Raw genomic sequence first — 17,677 nt, 5'->3', positions numbered from 1 at the left:
AGCCGCACGGGAATAGGTTGAGCGCCATGAGCAATCTCGATCGCCAGGCCGCACTCTCCGTCTGTGGAGGGCGGGGCTTCGTCGTCGCCGAACCCGTACGTGAACTCCTCACCCCGCGCCACGTCCAGCTCGGCGAGTCCACCGAGGTCCGCAGACTGCTGCCCAATCTGGGCCGCCGCATGGTGGGGGCCTGGGCCTTCGTCGACCACTACGGCCCCGACGACATCGCCGACGAACCCGGGATGCAGGTGCCGCCGCACCCTCATATGGGACTGCAGACGGTCAGCTGGCTGCACGAGGGTGAGGTCCTGCACCGCGACAGCCTGGGCAGCCTGGAGACGATCCGCCCGCGCGAGCTCGGCCTGATGACCTCCGGCCGCGCAATCAGTCACTCCGAGGAGAGCCCCAGGCCGCACGCCGCAATGCTGCACGGCGCGCAGCTCTGGGTCGCCCTCCCCGATGCCCACCGTCACGTCGAACCCCACTTCCAGCACCACACGGACCTGCCGACCGTCATCGCCCCCGGCCTCACGGCCACGGTCATCCTCGGCACCCTCGACGACACCACCTCGCCCGGTACCGCGTACACCCCGATCGTCGGCGCCGACCTCGCCCTGAGCCGCGGAGCCGAAGCGCGCCTCCCGCTGGATCCCGACTTCGAGTACGCCGTGCTGTCGATGTCCGGCGAGGCAGAGGTCGATGGCGTCCCCGTCCTGCCCGGCTCGATGCTCTACCTCGGCTGCGGCCGCACGGAGCTCCCCCTGCGCGCGGAGTCCGAGGCGGGGCTGATGCTCCTGGGTGGTGAGCCCTTCGAGGAGGAGATCGTCATGTGGTGGAACTTCATCGCCAGATCCCACGACGATATCAGCAGGGCACGCGAGGACTGGGTGAAGGGGGTGAGGTTTGGTGATGTGAACGGGTATGCGGGGGCGCGGCTCTCCGCCCCGGAGCTACCGCCGGGGCCCTTGAAGCCGCGGGGTCGTACTCGCTGAGCAGGGCTTTGTAGTGATCCAGAGGTCTGCGGAAGTGGGGGCGCGGACCGCACCCGACTGTTAAGTGTGACTTGCTGCTGCAAGTTTGCTCTGCGATACGGTCCGGGGCTGGCTGTCAGGCGCAAGTGTCGCCGTGTGTGCGCAGGTCTAGTCGGACCAATGCTGACCCAATGCTGACCCTACTGACGCGTGGTCAGCTGACCACGATTCGTCCAGGCGTGCTCCCGACCCCACACCGACCAGTCCTGGAGCGGCAGACTTGCTGGGGCAATGAGTTGTGGCCGCCCGGCTCCCTGCGCTCTGCCAGGGAGTCAGGCCGGAACCAGGTCTAGAGCGATGTTTCGTTTGAAGGGATCCCACAATTGACGTGGCTGTGGCGGAGGGGACGTCGGCGCGAGAACCGCGCGCTCGTTCGCACCGTCCAACCGCCGTCCTGGGGGCGGTTGCCTCCCTACTTCGTCAGCAACTGCTGTCACATCTGGGGCTCTGGCTCAACTTCTGTGATCTGGGCGGCGCGTCGGCTTCTGGGTGGAGCCGTTTGCGGCGTTTCGTAGGTCAGGCCGGTGGATCAGACTCCCGAAGCAGGCACTCGCTCTTCGAACCGCGCGAGTTGAGCCAGAATCCACACTCATGAACAAAGCCCGACCCCGTCTGTCGAATACACGGCCTGAAGCTGGCGGAGGAGGCGTCTACCGTTTGTCCCGCCGGCGTGGAGACCGAGGGGTGCCGCTGGTTCGAATCGAGCTGACCAGGCGGTCGCACCTCCGCCGGTTTGGCCCGGGGGCAAGGTGGGATGGTGGCCCAGGGGACCTTACCGCGTATGGCCGTCGCCGTGTCCGTAGGGGCGCAGGACTACCTGGTCCAGCCCTCATCGCGGGCGTCGAAGTGCTCGTAGGCGGTGAGGGCTTCGTCCAGGCCGAGTTCCTGGGAGACGGTGAAGCTTGAGTTCGCAGGGGCGGATGAGGGAGGGCCTCAGGCGGGAATGAGGCCGTGGGGGTCGATGACGAACTTTTCGGACACTCCCGTGTCGAAGGTCGCGTAGGCGTCGGGGGCGTCGTCGAGGCTGATCACCTTCGTGTTGAGCATGGCGCTCAAGTAGGGCATGCGGTCCCACAGGATCGCCATCATCAGCTCGCGGTTGTAGTGCATGATCGGTGCCTGCCCGGCGGCTATCCGCGGCGATTTGATCCAAGCCTTGCCGAAGTCGATCGGATACGTTCCCTCTTGCTCGGCCTTCGACTTCGCGAGCGGGTCGGGGCCGTAGACGCCGATGACTCCGGTGGCTCCGCCCGCGCGGGTGGCGTCGATTACCTGGTTGAGGGCGTGGGCCGGGTCCATGTCCTCGGCCTCGCGGCCAATGCCGTGTGCCTCGGTGCCGACGTAGTCGACTGCGCAGTCGACCATGGGTTCGCCCAGGATGGCCTCGATCTGGTCGGTGAGCGCTGCGTCCTGGCTCAGATCGATCGTCTCGCAGCCGTTCTTCTTCATCAGCTCCAGGCGGTCCTGGTGGTAGTCGCCGACGATGATGCAGGACGCCCCGAGGAGGCGCGCCGCTGCTGCGCCGCAGCGGCCGACCGGGCCGGCACCGGCGAGGTACACGGTCGAGCCCGGCTTGGCACCGGCCTCCATGAGACCGTGGAAGGCGGTGGGCAGGATGTCCGAGAGCAGCGCCAGGTCACGGATCTTCGCCATGGCCTGGTCCCTGTCCGGGAAACGCAGGAGTTGGAAGTCGGCGTACGGGACGAACAGGTACTCGGCCTGGCCGCCGGTCCAGTCGCCCAGGTTGAAGCCGTACGCCGCGCAGGCCACCTTGGGGTTTGTGGTCTCGCAGACGTCGGTCCGGCGTGCCCTGCAGTTGCGGCATCGGCCGCAGGCGACGTTGAACGGGACGGAGACGAGGTCGCCCTCACTGAGGAACTCGACGTCGGGGCCGACCTCGATGACCTCCCCGGTCATCTCGTGCCCCATTGCCATGCCCTGGGGCACCGGGAAGGACCCGCGGTAGATGTGCAGGTCGCTCCCGCAGATGTTGGTGGCGACGATCCTGAGGATGACTCCGTGCGGGGCCTTCTTCCCGTTCGGCATCTGAAGCTTCGGGAAGTCCAGGGACTCGACGCGCATGTCCTTCGGGTTCTGGAAGGTGACGGCGCGGTTGCTGCTCGCCATGACGATCTCCTCTGCTGATCCACGGGGGACTCGGCCGTGGGAGTGCCGGATGTCATTTCGGTGGCTTGTGACTCCTCCCGATCAGGCGGGTTGAAGTGCGGCGGCGAAGCGTTCGATGATCGCCTTGCAGAAGGCAGGGAGGTCCTGCGGGCTCCGGCTGGAAATCAGCTGGCGGTCGATCACGACCTCCTCGTCGACGACCTCGGCGCCGGCATTGCGCAGGTCAGTACGGATGCTGGGCCAAGAAGTGAGGCGGCGACCGCGCAGCACGCCAGCCTCCGCCAGAATCCAAGGTCCGTGGCAGATGGTGGCAACGGGCTTCCCCGTCTCCACGAACTCCCTCACGAAGGCGACGGCGTCGGGGTCGGTGCGCAGCTGGTCGGGGTTCATGGTGCCGCCGGGCAGCAAGAGTGCCTCGTAGTCGCCCACGCGGGCATCAGCGACCTTCTTGTCCACGGTAAAGGTTCCGGCCGGGTCGATGTCCATCTGGCGCGCGTTGATCTCGCCGGTGTGGAGGGAGAGGAGTTCGGCTTGCGCTCCAGCGCCCAGCAGTGCGCCGAGAGGCTCTTCGAGTTCGACGCGCTCAACGCCGTCCGTGGCCAGGATTGCGACCTTCCTGCCGTGCAGTTCGTTGGTCATGGTGCGTGGTTCCTTCCGGTGGTCGGCGGGGGATCGGTTCGGGTCCGTGCTGCCGCCGCTCAGCTGTCGTCGAGGTGGAGGAGGGCCTTGGTCCATCCGTCCTCGCGCTGGCCGAAGTGCTGGTAGGCCGCCTGGTCCAGCGACAGCTCCTAGGAGACGATCCAGGACGGCTTGACCTCGTCCTGCTCGATCAACCCGCACAGCTGCCGACGTTGGCCTGGTCCGTCCCATGGTCGGGTGGGCGCATCACCGTGGACGGGGTGCCGCACATAACGACATCACCACTCACACTGTCCCACTCCCGCAAGACATGTCAAAAGGGTCAAATTTCTAGGCGTGGCCGGTGACGCGCCGGAAACTTGGCAGGCGCTGAGGTATGCCCGGCCCACGCCAAACCACAACCGGTCACTTGGCCGTCGGACCGTCGTCGCGCATCGGAAGGCGATGCCCACGGGCGCGTGCTTCGAAGTCGTCCTACCGGGGCGTGCCCGACGGGTACACAGCCGCCGGACGTGCCTCCCAGCTGGGCCTGCGCACCGCCGCTGTCGAGGTCAGGTATCGGGGCAGCGTCTGCCTCAACGTCGCCTGCATCCCGTTCAGAGCTTTGTGCGCAACGCCGACGGCCGGCGGGACCCGCACGGAGCGAGAGGGCCGGTGGGGTCACTCCCAGACGACGACGTTGCGCTTGCGCCTGACCGGCGCCGTGCCCGCAGTGGAGGCGAACAGCTCCGGTGGATGGGCTCGGATGATGCGCTCGACGTCCTTGAAGACCGCACGCAGGCGAGTGCGCACGGTGCTCCGGGCGAGGTCGAGGCGGCCCCTTGGCGGACACCAAGGGACCACGCCCGGTCGTGGCCGCTGGGCCGCAGCAGCCCACGGTGGAACACATGACGCTGTCGTGCACCCAGCGCCCCTTTGCCACCAGCCAGGATCTGCGGGCCTTCTTCTACTGTCGCCGCCGGGCGTCTGCTCACTTCGGCGGAGTACCGATGACGATCGTCTGCGGTCTGGCTTATGGCCACTGGGCTGCTCTACGCCGCCCCGCGGCTAGCACGTGCTCTACGCGGGCCGCTTCTCCACGACGACATCGAGCTGCTCGATCGTGGGCTCCTCGAAGAGCTCACCCGTGTTCTCACCGAGTGCTTTCGCGACCTCACCCGCCAGATGCGCTTGGCGCCCGTCGTCGTCGGGAAAGGCATCGAAGATCCCGAACGATGAGGGCCCGAACTGGATTCCGAACCACCTGACGGTCTTGGGTTCCCCCTCGACGATCGACAGCCCCTGGTTCAAGAAGTCGCGGACGTCGTCCTCCCTGCCGGGCAGTGCTTCGAGGCGTACCAGAAGCGCTTTCTTGACCTGCGTTGCCATCTTGGGTCCCCTCTTCCTTTGCTCGGTTCGCGCTGTCGATGATCAGAACGCCGCTACGGTCGCCTCGGCGAACGTCTGACACTGCTCGCCGCTCCCCGCATCACTCCTAGCGCTTGAGGCTTTGGCCGACGGGGCCGATAGGGATGCCGCTAACCAAGATCATCATCAAGCCCTGGTTTGAGACCTGGACGCCGTAGAAGCTCCTCACCGGACTTCGAAGACACGCGCTGTGAAGGCCTTGATAGCCGCCGTGGAACCGTTTGATCTGTCTACCGTCACCTGGAGTCGCCTCACGCGCAAACGCAGTCTGCGGGCGACCGGCTTCCGATTCGTGGACCAGGCGGCGACTTTCTTGGATAGGCCGCTCAAGGCCGCGCCGAATCCGAACCGGGCTTGACCAAATTCGGATTCGGCGCGGCCTGGCCGAAGCCGGCCGCCGTCGGGTCCTGCTCTCGCATCGGGGTGAAGTCCACGTCGGGCTTCGGGTCGGACGCCTCGGGCTGGATACCCAGCTCATGTGTGGAGTGCTCGCCGAACCGTTTGATGAGCCCGGTCAGTTACGGCGAGATGCGCGCCAGGTCCTCCGGCTCGATCGTCCAGCCTTTCCAGCAGCTGGCGGACGATCTCGACGATGCCCGGGGCGTTGTGGAAAATAACCGCGCTTTGCGGGAACAGTACGACGCCCTCTGCCGCCACCGGTGAGGTCGGGCCACCCCAGGCTTCGGGCGGTGCCCGGTCGGGCGCGCTGAAGGGGTGTCACAGCATCTCCAGCGGCCGTTTACTCTCCGGCGGTGGGAACGCCCGGTCCAGCATCGCGAGGTCCTCGGCGGTCAGGTGCACGTCCAGAGCTGTTCTGTTCTCCTCGACGTGCGCGCGGGAGGACGCCTTCGGGATCGCGATGACGTCCTCGTGCCGCAGGACCCAGGCCAGGGCGATCTGCGCGGGCGTCGCCCCGTGGGCGGCTGCCACGTCCCGCAGTGCCCAGTGGTCTAGCAGTCGGCCCTGCTCGACCGGCGAGTACGCCATGACGGGGATCGACAGTTCACGACACCTGGGCAGCAGACTGTACTCAGGCCCTCGACGGCTGAGGTTGTACAGCACCTGGTCGGTCTGCGGCCTGGGTCCGGGCGGCAGGTCCGCGAGATCATCCACGTCCAGGTTGCTCACACCCCAGGAGCGGATGGCACCTTCCCGCACCAGGGACTCGAACGCCTCGACCGTCTCCTCCAGCGGCACGGCTCCACGCCAGTGCAGCAGGTACAGGTCGATCCGGTCCGTGCGCAGCCGGCGCAGGCTCCCCCGGCATGCCTCGGCCACTCCACGGGCGTCCGCGTGGGAGGGGAGCACCTTGCTGACCAAGAAGACCTCGTCCCGTCGTCCGGCCACCGCCTCGGCCACCACTTCCTCCGCCGCGCCATCCCCGTACATCTCCGCGGTGTCGACGAGTGTCATTCCCAGGTCCAGCCCGGCGCGCAGGGCCGACACCTCGGCCGCGCGGCGCCGGGGATCCTCCCCGATCCCCCAGGTGCCCTGACCGAGCGCATGGACCGCAACCCCGCAAGGAAGGATGACCGTCCGCGGATCCGTCATGGCTTCCTCCTGGATGTAACGGTGGCCAAGACTGCCAACCACCAACTGCACCACGATCTCAGATCGGAATGGAATCCTTTCAGACCGGAATGGGATTCTTGTGTGGCACGCGCCAAGATTCCCCGCCGGGGCCCATGGCTCGTCCTGCGAAAGTCGTCTGCATCGTGTCGCCGCCGCTGCCGCACTGATGTGATCGGGATCTGTCCGAATGGCGCCGCGATCACCGCGCCCCTCGGCTCGGCCTGACGGCCAGCGTAGGAAAGAGTTTTCGCGATTTCCCGGCTGCGGGGCACATTGTGCTGCAGATCGCCATGCTCACCCACCACACGGTGACGCCACGGCCGGACCGTTAGAAGAGACCCAGGCGAGGGACAAAATACCCATACCCATACCCATACCCACACCCGTAACCCCGCCAGACGACTGTGCGCAGGCCGAGCAGTGCAGTGGAATCCGGCACCGGCTCAGGTCACCGGCTAGGCATCGTGGTCGTCCTTCAGCATACTGCGGCGTTCCTGCTCGCGCTTTGAGTAGGCGGCTGCCCGGATCGCCTCATCGCTCTCCAACCCTGATCCCAGCGCACCGGCCACGGTGGCGACCGACGCGACGAACCAGGACAACGTCCAGTACTCCGTGGCATGCAGCGGAGTTCGTGTCAGGGAGGAGAACACTTGGCCGTTGAGGATGAACAGCGCCCACACCAAGTTGATGACCAGCAAACCCACGTAGCAGACGAGCACCCCGATACCCAAGGTCACGACGGTTGAGGCGTTGTAGAGCGCCGTCCTCTTTCTCTCCTCCGGTGAGGCGTCTGCTGGCCGATGCCACAGGTTCGCGTCCACGATCAGCCAGCCGATCATGAGGGCGACGGACCCGATCATGGCGATCACGAGGCGCGGCGTGCTCAGGGACGCGGCCAGGCTCCAAACGGTGGAGTTCACGGTGGCGATGGCTCCGGTGGCGAGTGCTGCCGCCAGTGCCTTCGACAGGCCCGGTACCAGTCGCCACGGCCGGTTGGCGCGAACCATACCGACCAGTAGGCGCAGGTAACCGCGTGGTCCGCTGACGACGTACCGACGATCAGCGGTCTCCTGCTCACCGACCTGGCCCGGGTGAATGGAGGTGAGACGGCTGGCAAAGGGCCCTTGCAGGGGCTTACTTCGCGGACGCCCCTCAGCCTCCTCGCCGCCCGTAGCTTGTGGATCCGCCAGCAAACTGAGCACGGCTTCTTCCACGGCTCGCCGGGCCCTCCTCTGCAGCCGCAAGCCGCCCAGGGAAGGGAGTGACAACAACGCTGACCCGTCTTCGTGACTCAGATTCGCCGCGAGCTTGCGCCCTTGCGCATGCAGCGGAAGGTCGGTGAGGGCCACGACGATGTCCCAACTCTCGGAACTTCTGCGGTCGGCGATCCGCCGCATCAAAGTGGGCAGGTCCTCGGTCTCCGCGGTGAAAGGCTCGCTGACCACCTGCACATCGAACCGTCGCCCCTGAGCCGCCTTCTCGGCGAGTCGATCAGGGAGGGCCCGGGCCACGCGGTGGGCGATCTCCGTCGGAGCGTCCGGATCCGCCAAGAGAGCCACGACCGTAACGCCCTGGGGCGGCACTCTCACGACTGGGCCTCTCCTGTTGATTGCCCGGCGATGAGCCGGTGAGCCCAGGATGCCCCCGAGTCAACGTCGGCGCTCCTTGACGGGCTGGCCACACCGGCAGGCAGACAGGCACGGAATTCCTCCTCATCACAGAACCTGCATTCACCACCCAGTCGCGATCGGGCCTACCTGTGGTGGTGTGTGGTGCGGGCTCGAGCCCTGCTGGAGTGCATGTCCCGCCCGAAAGGACGTGACCGAACGCAGCTGCGGACGTCAAGCAACGACACCCAGTCGATCAGTCCCACGTGTGTGACCTGGCGGAGCGCGAAGCGTCAAGCGGGAGCCGGTCCGGTGATCCCATTCTGCTGGCGCCGGATTGCTCCATCGAAGCCCCTGTCCTGACGGAGTTGGCCTCGCAGTCGTGACAGCGGTGCACGTGTGACTGGCTCGCGGCTCAAAGACTGTCGTCTCTCCAGGAGGGCGCGACGCTTGCCGTCGTCGGAACGTCACCCACCCCGGTGCGCGGGTCCTGAGCCACCGCCTTCAGCTTCCACGGCCTCCCGCACCCGCTGCTCCTCGCGCACGGAGCCGACGTCGCGCTCCAGGGGGGTGCGGCTAACGGCTGTCGCAAGGTCCTCCAGGGCGCGCTTCTGCAGGTCCGCCTCGCGGCGTAGCCCGGGGCTCCGGGCATCGGCGCCCTTCCACGCCTGGAGAGCGTTCTCCACGCGTCCCCAGTCCGGATCCCTGTGCTCGAGCATGTCGGCTGCCGCCTGTGCCGTGTCCGTTTCCAGGGCCTTGGCGAGCCCCTTTGCCTGGAGAGCGAAAGGGTTGTCGTCCTGCGGGACGCGGTTCTCCATGAGCGTTGCTGCCCTGTCGAATCCTTCGAGTGCCTCCTGTGCCTCCTCCGCCTCACGCGAAGTCAGGCCCCTGGGGCGGACCGGTTCCTGCTTTGCCCGGTCGTATGCCTCCTGCCAGGCGGCGCGCGCTTTTCTGCTCGCCAGTTGGGCACTGCGCATGTCGGCACGGCGCTCCCTGGTCGGTTCGGCGTAGTTGCGGAGCACTGCGGCCGCGTAGCGGCCGTTGGCGGCGAGCCAGTCCGCAAGCCGTTCCGGCAGCCGGGGCGTCTCCCACGCAGGGAACACCGCGTAGGCCAGTATTGCCAGGGCTCCGCCCAGCAGTGTGAGTACCATCCGCTCCGGGACTGTCTGTTCCCATGCCTGGCCGCCCATGCCGAGCAGGAATACGACGTACGCGGCAGTGAAGCACTGGGAGTAGGCGTAGCCGGTACGGACCAGGGTGTACGACAGGCCCGCCGAGACTACCGCCAGCGCACCGAACACATGGGCGTCCGGCCCCAGGCCCCGCACCACCCCGGTGGCGAGCACGACCCCCACCAGAGTCCCGGCGAGACGGGCGACGGCACGCGCGTACGTCCGGTGGAAGTCCGGACGCATCACCATCACTGAGGCGATGGGCGCCCAGTAGCCGTGGCCCAGGGGTAGCCGGGCGGCGATGAGATAGCCGAGCGTCGCTACCGCCGCCAGCCGAACGGCATGCCGGAAGACGGGCGAGTCGTGGCGGAGCTCACGACGGACCGCCCGCACGGTGACCGGGATCAGCCGGAATAGGGTCGGTCGCACCAGGAACTGAGTACCCGCGGGGCCATGTTGCGCGGGCATCCTTCTGTGCGCGTTGCCGCACTCAGCGAGCTCCAGCGCCTCACCGAGCAGTCCCGCGAGCCTCTCGGCGGCCTGCCGGGCGGGACCCTCGAGCACCTCGTTTCCACGCAGGAGATCCACAGTCTTATGCGGTACCTCGACGGGGGTGCCGCGCCGGATCGATCGGGCGGCTGCATCCAACACGTCGGCGGCCCCGTCGAGCAGCTCCCGCGCGCGGTCCCTCCCAGGACCCTCCGCCGGGGCGCCGACGTCCGGGTCGGCGAGCGCGGCGATGGCCGGCAAAATGCGCTCGGCAAGTCCTCGCGGGCCGTGGAGGGCGGCGGGGCGGGTGCGAGCCTGTGATGGCGTGACGGCGGCCGCGTCCCGGGCTGTCATCAAGGGCTCCGGGTCGAACCGGGCGGTTGGGTCGTGCCGGAGCTGGCGGGCGTAGTCCGCCACGGCGGCCAGGGCGTCGGCGAGCGCGTCACGATGTGCCCCCCATCGACGGATCGGAAACAGCAAGATCAGCACGGCCTGCACCACTCCGCCCAGCGCGATGATCCCGGCGTGCTCCAAGGCTCGTCCGACGCTCGTGGGCAGGGTGATGGTCACCAGCATGCTGCCGACCGTCGTTGCTGCGACGATCCCAGCTGTCGATCCGACGGCCCACGCCAGCCCCGCGACAAAGGTCCACAGGGCGAGCAGCGGAAGGAACGTCGCGAGTTGTCCCGCCGCCAGGTAGCCCACCAGGGTACTGAGCGCCAGCCCCACGCCGGCGCCGAGCGCGATTACCTTGCGTGGGCGCCAGGTGCGCTGGAAGGTGGCCCCACCCGCGGAGAAAGCGCCGAGGGCGGCGGATGCGGCGTACGCAGGGGAGCCGAGCCATAGCGCCGCCGCGATGACGAGTGCCACACCGACGGCCGTGCGCAGTGCGAGCAGGGGCTCCAGCCGCGTCTCCTCGATTTTGAGCCCGGACCAAAGGACTTCTCTGAAGGCCCGCGGCCACGTCACGGGCGTGAGCCCGGCCGGGAGGCCATGCCGGCTCGCGTCGGCCTGGTTCTGGTTCGACCGTCGTGCGGGAGGGCCTCCCACACGCTCCAGAAGCAGGGTGACGGCCGCGGTTCCTGGGACCGGGGGTTGTCGCTGCGGACGCCCCTGGCCGAAGGCCCGGCAAGTGCCGAGGAGCCGATGGGCTGCCGAACAGTTGATCTGCGCTGCGTCGGCCCGGTCACCGACCGCACCATCACGTCATCGTCACCGCCGCCAAGGAGACGGGCGTGATGCACCGTCCGCCATCGACTCCTGTGCATCTTCATGCAACTAGCCATCGTGCTCCTCCTGGAGCATGTGGCGACGTTCTTGTTCGCGCTTGGAGTAGGCGGCTGCTCGGATCGCCTCGTCGCTCTCCAGGCCTGACCCCAGCGCGCCGCCCACTGTGGCAGTCGAAGCCACGAACCACGACAACGTCCAGTAGTCCGTCGCGTTCAACGGGTCTCGTGTCATGGAAGCGAACACTTGGTCGTTGAGGATGAAGAGCGCCCACACAAAGTTGATGGCCACCAGGCTCACATAGCAGACGAGCACCCCGATACCCACGGTCAGGACTGTCGAGACGTTGTAGAGTCGCGCCCTTTGCCTCGCCTCCAGCGAGCCCTGTGCCGAGTGATGCCACAGGTTCGCGTCTACGATCAGCCAGCCGATCATGAGCGCCACGGACCCGACCGTGGCGATGACGAGGCGCGGCGCGCTCAGAGAGTCGGCCAGGGTCCAGATGGTGGAGTTCACGGTGGCGACGGCTCCCGTAGCGAGTGCGGCCGCCAGGGCTTTCGAAAGGCCCGGCACCAACCGCCACGGTCGGTTGGCGCGGACCATACCGAAGAGAACCCGTAGATAGCCGCGCGGCCCGCTGACGGCGTAGCGGAGATCAGCGCTCTCCTCCTCATCGACCGGGCCCAGATGAACGGGTGTGAGACGGCCGTCGACGGACTCCGGAAGCATCTGCCTTCGTGGAGGCGACTCAGGGGCGGTGGGCTGAGGGCCCGCCAAGCCAAGCACGGCTTCTTCCACGGCAAGGCGGGCCCTTGTCTGCAGCCGGAAGCCCCCCAACGAAGGTAGCGACAACAAAGCCAAACCGTGCTCGTGGTTCATATTCGCGACGAGCCTGCGGCCATGCGAATGCAGCGGGAGGTCGGTGAGGGCAACGACAATGTCCCAATTCTCCTCACTGCCACGGTCTATGATCCGGCGCATCAAGGTGGGTGGGTCCTCGGTCCCTGAAGTGAAGGGCTCACTGATCACTTCGATGTCGAACCGTCGCCCATGGCCGGCCTTGTCGGCGAGCCGAGCAGGAAGAGTCCGGCTCATGCGCTTCGCAATCTCGGTCGGTGCGTCCGGGTCCGCCAGGAGAGCCACGACCGTAACGCCCTGCCACGACGCTTGCATGACTGGATCCCTCTCATTCCGCCCCCGCGACCGCAAGTGCCCACAGAATGCCCCCCGGGGTGGCGTCGGCGCTGCGATGACACGCTGGCTCCCGTCTGCCGGTGCAGGTGGCGCAGCCAGATTTCCTCGTTCTCCCAGTGCGGGGCCCTGCTCCCTGTGACTGGTGCTCAGCCCTTCGCGCTGTCGTCAGGGGCCCGCGAGCCGGGCCGTGAGATAGGGCGCGGTGGCGCTGCGGCGGGCCCGCGCCACCTTGGCCGGCGGGCCGGCCGCGACGACTCGCCCGCCGGCATCGCCGCCGCCCGGTCCGAGGTCGATGACCCAGTCGGCGGTGACGACCGTGTCCAGGTCGTGTTCGACGAGGACGACCGTGTTGCCGGCGTCGACGAGCCGGTGCAGCTGTCGCAGCAGCAGTGCGATGTCCGAGGGGTGCAGCCCCGCCGTCGGCTCGTCGAGCAGGTAGAGCGCGTGGCCGCGGCGGGCTCGCTGCAGTTCGGTGGCCAGTTTGATGCGTTGCGCCTCACCACCGCTGAGCTCCGTCGCGGGCTGCCCCAGCCGCAGGTACCCCAGTCCCACCTCGCGCAACGTCTCCAGACTGCGGGAGGCGGCCGGGACGGCGGACAGAAACGTGGCGGCGGCGTCGACGGTCAGCCCCAGCACTTCCGCGATGTTCTTGCCACGGTAGGTGACTTCCAGCGTTTCGGCGTTGTACCGGGCTCCCTGGCAGGTCGGGCACGGCGCGTAGGTACCAGGCAGGAAGAGCAGTTCCACCGCCACGAATCCTTCGCCTTGGCAGGTCTCGCACCGCCCTTCGGGCACGTTGAAGGAGAACCGCCCGGCCGAGTAGCCGCGCGCCCTGGCCTCGTCCGTCGCCGCGTACAGCTTGCGCACCGCGTCGAACATCCCCGTGTACGTGGCCAGGTTGGACCGGGGAGTTCGGCCGATGGGCCGCTGGTCGACCCGGACCAGCCGGTCGAACGACTCGACACCGGACGCGTCCTGGACATCGACCTCCAGCTGCGCCTCCTCGGGCTCCTCGGGTACGAGTCCGAGATGGGCGCGGACGACCTCGGCGAGCACCTGCGTCACCAGCGTGGACTTTCCGGAACCGGACACGCCCGTCACCGCCGTCAGCACACAGAGCGGTACGTCGACGGACACGTCGTGCAGATTGTGGCGGGAGACGCCGCTCAGGTGCAGCCAGCCGTGCGGCGTGCGCGGCCGGTGTTCGAGCGGCTTGGCCCGCCCGAAAAGGTACTGGCTCGTTGCCGACTTCCCCACCCGCTCAAGACCGGCGACCGGGCCGCTGTACAGCACGCGCCCGCCGCCCTCACCCGCGCCGGGGCCGATGTCGACCACCCAGTCCGCCCGCCGTACGACGTCCATGTCGTGCTCCACGACGAACAGCGAGTTGCCCGCCGCCTTGAGGCGGTCCAGCACGTCCAGCAGCGGTTCCGCGTCAGCCGGGTGCAGGCCCGCGGAGGGTTCGTCGAGGACGTAGACGACGCCGAACAGCCCCGAGCGCAGCTGGGTGGCGATCCGCAGGCGCTGCGCCTCGCCCGGCGACAGGGTCGTCGAACGGCGCCCGAGGCTGAGATATCCGAGGCCCAGGTCGAGCAGTACGTCGACCCGCGCGACCACATCGCCGCAGATCCGGACCGCGACCTCGGTCGTCTCCCCGGACCGGGCCGTCGACGTGGTGGCGTCTGCCCCGGACCGCCCCGCGACGGGCCGCAGCAGCGCCACGACCTCGGTGAGCGGCATAGCGTTGATCTCGGCGATGGAACATCCGGCGAAGGTCACGGCGAGCGCCTCGGGCCGCAGCCCGCTGCCGTGACAAACCGGGCAAGGCACACTCCTGACGAACCGGAGCGCCCGTTCGCGCATCCTCTCGCTCTTGGAGTCGGCAAGGACGTGCATGACGTGCTTGCGGGCGCTCCAGAACTTGCCCTGGTAGCCGTAGTCGACGCGGTCCTCCTCCGGCTCGACGTACACGGAGGGCTGCTCGTCCGTGTACAGCAGCCAGTCCCGGTCCTTCTTCCTGAGCCTGCGCCACGGTCGGTCGATGTCGATCCCCAGGCCGCTCACGACGCTGCGCAGGTTGGCGCCCTGCCAGGCGCCCGGCCAGGCGGCGATCGCTCCCTCGCGGATGCTCAGCGAGGGGTCCGGGACGAGGAGGTCCTCGGCGACGTCGTGGACGACGCCCAGTCCGTGGCACTCCGGGCAGGCGCCGGCCGCGGTGTTGGGTGAGAACGACTCGGCTTCCAGTCGTGCGGCCCGGGGCGGATAGGTTCCGGCGCGGGAGTACAGAATGCGCAGCAGATTGGACAGCGTGGTGATGGTGCCGACCGTCGAGCGCGAACTGGGCGCCCCGCGTCGCTGCTGCAGGGCCACGGCCGGTGGAAGTCCGGTGATTTCTTCCACGTGCGGCGCACCGACCTGTTGCAACAGCCTCCGGGCGTACGGTGCTACGGACTCGAAGTAGCGCCGCTGCGCCTCGGCGTAGAGCGTGCCGAACGCGAGCGAGGACTTGCCGGAACCGGAGACACCGGTGAAGGCGACCATCGCGTCCCGCGGAACGTCGACGTTGATGTTCCGGAGGTTGTTCTCGCTGGCGCCCCGGACGTGCACAAACGGGTCGGTCGCGTCCTTGTTCACCATTCCTGAATACCTGATCGCGCCGGAAACCGCGCGACAGGCGCCGTCACCGAGCCTCGCACACGAGCGTCCGGAGTGTCCCGGATCCATTTTCGATAAGGTGTTCGTGCAGTGACGGTAGGCAACATGAGTCCTGCCCGGGTGACGAATACGGAGGGGACGCGAGCGTCCAGGGGGTACGGGTGGCGCGGGGCAGAGGTCCGGGCCACTGTCACTGGCACTGGGTCGCGCGACGGCAGACGGGCGGCCCGGGATTCACTATGACTCCGTACAGCACGCTGTCTGGTGGTTCGTCGCGCGTTCGCCACACCGTCCGGCCGGTGCCACAAAGCCTGGATGAGCCTCGCGCGGTCCGGCGCCGACGAGTGGCCGCGACGGGTGAGCTGGGGAAGTGACCGCATCGTCGCGTCCTGCCGCCAGGGACGTTGATGGGGCCGAGATGTGGCCCCACGCCGGGGTCCAAGCGGCGTACCTGCGGGTTCATTCAGCGACTTCAACCCGCGGTGTGAAATCAGTGCTAGGCCACGGACTGGCCCGTCCCCGGTCGAGGCTCCTCCGGGCCTGCGGTGCGGACCAGGTTGCCGACATTGTCCCGGTGCTCGTGCACGAGGCGGATCGCCATGGCACCTTCACCGGTGGCCGAGGCAACTCGTTTGACCGAGCCGCTCCTGACGTCGCCGGATGCGAAGACCCCGGGAAGGCTGGTCTCCAGCAGCAATGGACCACGGCCGAGCGAGTCCCACTGGGTGGCGTCGGCAACAGCCTGGGCGTCAGCCCCCGTCAAGACGAATCCCTTCTCGTCCAGGGCGAGCAAGCCCCTCAGCCACTCCGTGCGCGGGCGAGCCCCGATGAACACGAACAGCGCTGCGGCCCGCAGCAAACGGCGCTCACCATTCGCGTTGTCCTCGACGCTCAGCGACTCCAGTTTGTCCTTCCCGGAGGCGCCCCGCACTTCCGTATGGAGCAGTACCTCGATCTTCGGGTGACGTTCCACCTGGTCCACCAGGTAACGCGACATGTCCGCGTTGAGGTCGCTGCCCCGGACGAGGAGGTGGACTCTGGACGCGTGGTGGGCCAGGAACAGCGCCGCCTGTCCGGCGGAATTGCCCCCGCCGACAACCGCGACGGGGTCCGCCTCGCAGAGACTGGCCTCGTGTACGGTCGCCGCGTAGTAGACGCTGATGCCCTCCAGGCCGTCGATGCCGGGTACCTCAAGCCTGCGGTACCGGACACCTGAGGCGAGCACCACGGCGCCCGCCCGGACCTGGGATCCGTCTGTGAAGGTGACTACGTAGTCGTCGTCCTGCGGGACGAGTCCGTTGACCTGGGCCGGCACCATGAGACGGGCACCGAATTTGTGGGCCTGGAGCACCGCGCGTTCGATGAGCTCTCCTCCGGAGATGCCCGACGGGAAGCCGAGATAGTTCTCGATGCGGGACGAGGTGCCTGCCTGGCCTCCGGTGGCCACGGCGTCGACGGAGATCGTGGTGAGCCCGTCGGAGGCGCCGTACACAGCTGCGGCGAGTCCCGCCGGGCCCGCGCCGACCACTAGTACGTCGCACTGGGCGGACTGCGCCGTGGGCGCGGGCAGACCGATGAGCCTGGCGAGTTCGACGTTGCTCGGATTACGCAGCACCCGCTCGCCCTTCCAGAGGACGACCGGAGTTTCCTCGGGGCGGATGGAGAACCGACGCAGTAGCGCCTCAGCCTCCTTGTCCCTCTCCAGATCCAGCCAGCGGTGGGGCAGCCGGTTGCGGGCAGCGAACTCACGTAGGCGCAGCGTGTCCCGCGAGTAGCACGATCCCAGGATGCGGAAGCCTGCGCCGAGGCCGATGAGCAGATATCGTCGGCCCAGATAAGCGCGGAGGATCAGGTCGCCCAGTACGGGGTCACGGCTGATCAAGGTGCGTTGGCGTTCCACCGGTATGGCCAGAATTTCGCCTGCCTGACGCACTACGGCGGTGTCGAACGCTGCCTGCCCCTCCAGCATCCCCAGTTCACCCAGGAACCTGCCGGGTCCGTGTGCCGCCACGGTGCGCTCTTGCGGCCCGCCGTGATCCTGAAGGATCTCGACGGTCCCGCTGAGAATGGCGAGGAACTCCCGGAACGGCTCACCCTCCCGGTACAGCACCTCGCCTTCCGTGGTCCTGCGGCGCTCGCCGTGCGCGGTCAGGTCCTGAAGCTGTTCTGATGTAAGGCGCGGAAATGCCCCGTATCGGTCCGGCGTCTCGCGGACCGCAACATTCTTGTGCTGGGCAGTATTCATCAGACCAGAGCCTCGTGGACGTAGCACCAGCGCCAGTCCTCTCCCGGTTGGAAGGACTGCACGATGGGGTGCTCGGCGCTGCCCGCGTGTCGTCGGGCGTGTTTGAGGGGTGAGGAGTCGCAGCACCCGACGTGCCCGCAGGTGAGGCAGAGCCGCAGGTGGACCCATGGGGAATGTTCCCTGAGGCACTCCTCGCAGCCCTGCGGGGTACGCGGTGTGACTGGCCGCACCATGGCCAGGTGCGGATCCGGAATCGTGGCCATGACGTTCTCCTCTCACGGATGGTTGCTCGCAGTAACCTCGCGATGCTCT

At 67.8% G+C, this 17,677-nt stretch carries 13 protein-coding genes; 2 read left to right on the top strand and 11 right to left on the bottom strand.

Going from position 1 to position 17,677, the window contains the following annotated elements; all coding sequences use genetic code 11:
• The first annotated feature begins 26 nt into the window (after positions 1–26).
• On the top strand, positions 27–992 hold the full coding sequence (locus tag ACIOEW_RS26570; protein WP_401966445.1) for a pirin family protein: 966 nt from the start codon (positions 27–29) through the stop codon (positions 990–992).
• A 972-nt stretch (positions 993–1,964) separates the two neighbouring features.
• On the opposite strand, the gene ACIOEW_RS26565 is transcribed toward ACIOEW_RS26570, so the two are convergent.
• From ACIOEW_RS26565 to ACIOEW_RS26550, 4 genes are all read right to left on the bottom strand, one after another.
• The gene (locus ACIOEW_RS26565; RefSeq protein ID WP_037829193.1) at positions 1,965–3,158 is read right to left on the bottom strand and encodes an alcohol dehydrogenase catalytic domain-containing protein; all 1,194 of its coding nucleotides are present in this window, start codon (positions 3,156–3,158) and stop codon (positions 1,965–1,967) included.
• Between the two features lie 81 nt (positions 3,159–3,239).
• Entirely contained in the window at positions 3,240–3,797 is a 558-nt protein-coding gene (locus ACIOEW_RS26560; RefSeq protein ID WP_037829196.1) for a type 1 glutamine amidotransferase domain-containing protein, read from the bottom strand.
• Positions 3,798–4,457: 660 nt separating this feature from the next.
• A complete protein-coding gene (locus ACIOEW_RS26555) occupies positions 4,458–4,589 on the bottom strand; it encodes a hypothetical protein (RefSeq protein ID WP_267882646.1) in 132 nt (43 codons plus the stop codon).
• A 267-nt stretch (positions 4,590–4,856) separates the two neighbouring features.
• Entirely contained in the window at positions 4,857–5,165 is a 309-nt protein-coding gene (locus ACIOEW_RS26550) for a putative quinol monooxygenase (protein WP_037829197.1), read from the bottom strand.
• A gap of 393 nt (positions 5,166–5,558) precedes the next feature.
• Between ACIOEW_RS26550 and ACIOEW_RS26545 the strand changes: the two genes are divergently transcribed.
• Complete coding sequence (locus ACIOEW_RS26545; protein WP_158713564.1) at positions 5,559–5,867, top strand: hypothetical protein; 309 nt, start codon at positions 5,559–5,561, stop codon at positions 5,865–5,867.
• A 54-nt stretch (positions 5,868–5,921) separates the two neighbouring features.
• On the opposite strand, the gene ACIOEW_RS26540 is transcribed toward ACIOEW_RS26545, so the two are convergent.
• The 7 genes from ACIOEW_RS26540 to ACIOEW_RS26510 form a co-directional block, all read right to left on the bottom strand.
• Positions 5,922–6,755: an aldo/keto reductase gene (locus ACIOEW_RS26540; RefSeq protein WP_352261370.1), complete on the bottom strand. Its 834-nt coding sequence runs from the start codon at positions 6,753–6,755 to the stop codon at positions 5,922–5,924.
• A gap of 476 nt (positions 6,756–7,231) precedes the next feature.
• Positions 7,232–8,335: a hypothetical protein gene (locus ACIOEW_RS26535; RefSeq protein WP_352261369.1), complete on the bottom strand. Its 1,104-nt coding sequence runs from the start codon at positions 8,333–8,335 to the stop codon at positions 7,232–7,234.
• A 515-nt stretch (positions 8,336–8,850) separates the two neighbouring features.
• On the bottom strand, positions 8,851–11,013 hold the full coding sequence (locus ACIOEW_RS26530) for an FUSC family protein (RefSeq protein WP_401966441.1): 2,163 nt from the start codon (positions 11,011–11,013) through the stop codon (positions 8,851–8,853).
• 309 nt (positions 11,014–11,322) lie between these two features.
• Complete coding sequence (locus ACIOEW_RS26525; RefSeq protein ID WP_358979619.1) at positions 11,323–12,444, bottom strand: hypothetical protein; 1,122 nt, start codon at positions 12,442–12,444, stop codon at positions 11,323–11,325.
• A gap of 186 nt (positions 12,445–12,630) precedes the next feature.
• On the bottom strand, positions 12,631–15,102 hold the full coding sequence (uvrA, locus tag ACIOEW_RS26520; protein WP_401966437.1) for an excinuclease ABC subunit UvrA: 2,472 nt from the start codon (positions 15,100–15,102) through the stop codon (positions 12,631–12,633).
• Between the two features lie 514 nt (positions 15,103–15,616).
• A complete protein-coding gene (locus ACIOEW_RS26515) occupies positions 15,617–17,365 on the bottom strand; it encodes an FAD-dependent oxidoreductase (protein WP_355771375.1) in 1,749 nt (582 codons plus the stop codon).
• On the bottom strand, positions 17,365–17,628 hold the full coding sequence (locus ACIOEW_RS26510) for a UBP-type zinc finger domain-containing protein (RefSeq protein WP_104783392.1): 264 nt from the start codon (positions 17,626–17,628) through the stop codon (positions 17,365–17,367). The genes ACIOEW_RS26515 and ACIOEW_RS26510 overlap by 1 nt, the downstream gene beginning before the upstream one ends.
• Positions 17,629–17,677 lie beyond the last annotated feature (49 nt).

The organism is Streptomyces sp. NPDC087901, from assembly GCF_044742205.1.
Taxonomy (GTDB): domain Bacteria; phylum Actinomycetota; class Actinomycetes; order Streptomycetales; family Streptomycetaceae; genus Streptomyces.
Note: the sequence above shows the minus strand (reverse complement) of the source record. Positions and strands in the feature narration are given on the sequence as shown.

Excerpts from the sequence above, each read along its gene's own strand:
- ACIOEW_RS26570 (WP_401966445.1), top strand. The coding sequence starts at position 27 with ATGAGCAATCTCGATCGCCAGGCCGCACTCTCCGTCTGTGGAGGGCGG.
- ACIOEW_RS26565 (WP_037829193.1), bottom strand. The coding sequence starts at position 3,158 with ATGGCGAGCAGCAACCGCGCCGTCACCTTCCAGAACCCGAAGGACATG.
- ACIOEW_RS26560 (WP_037829196.1), bottom strand. The coding sequence starts at position 3,797 with ATGACCAACGAACTGCACGGCAGGAAGGTCGCAATCCTGGCCACGGAC.
- ACIOEW_RS26550 (WP_037829197.1), bottom strand. The coding sequence starts at position 5,165 with ATGGCAACGCAGGTCAAGAAAGCGCTTCTGGTACGCCTCGAAGCACTG.
- ACIOEW_RS26540 (WP_352261370.1), bottom strand. The coding sequence starts at position 6,755 with ATGACGGATCCGCGGACGGTCATCCTTCCTTGCGGGGTTGCGGTCCAT.
- ACIOEW_RS26525 (WP_358979619.1), bottom strand. The coding sequence starts at position 12,444 with ATGCAAGCGTCGTGGCAGGGCGTTACGGTCGTGGCTCTCCTGGCGGAC.
- uvrA (WP_401966437.1), bottom strand. The coding sequence starts at position 15,102 with ATGGTGAACAAGGACGCGACCGACCCGTTTGTGCACGTCCGGGGCGCC.
- ACIOEW_RS26515 (WP_355771375.1), bottom strand. The coding sequence starts at position 17,365 with ATGAATACTGCCCAGCACAAGAATGTTGCGGTCCGCGAGACGCCGGAC.
- ACIOEW_RS26510 (WP_104783392.1), bottom strand. The coding sequence starts at position 17,628 with ATGGCCACGATTCCGGATCCGCACCTGGCCATGGTGCGGCCAGTCACA.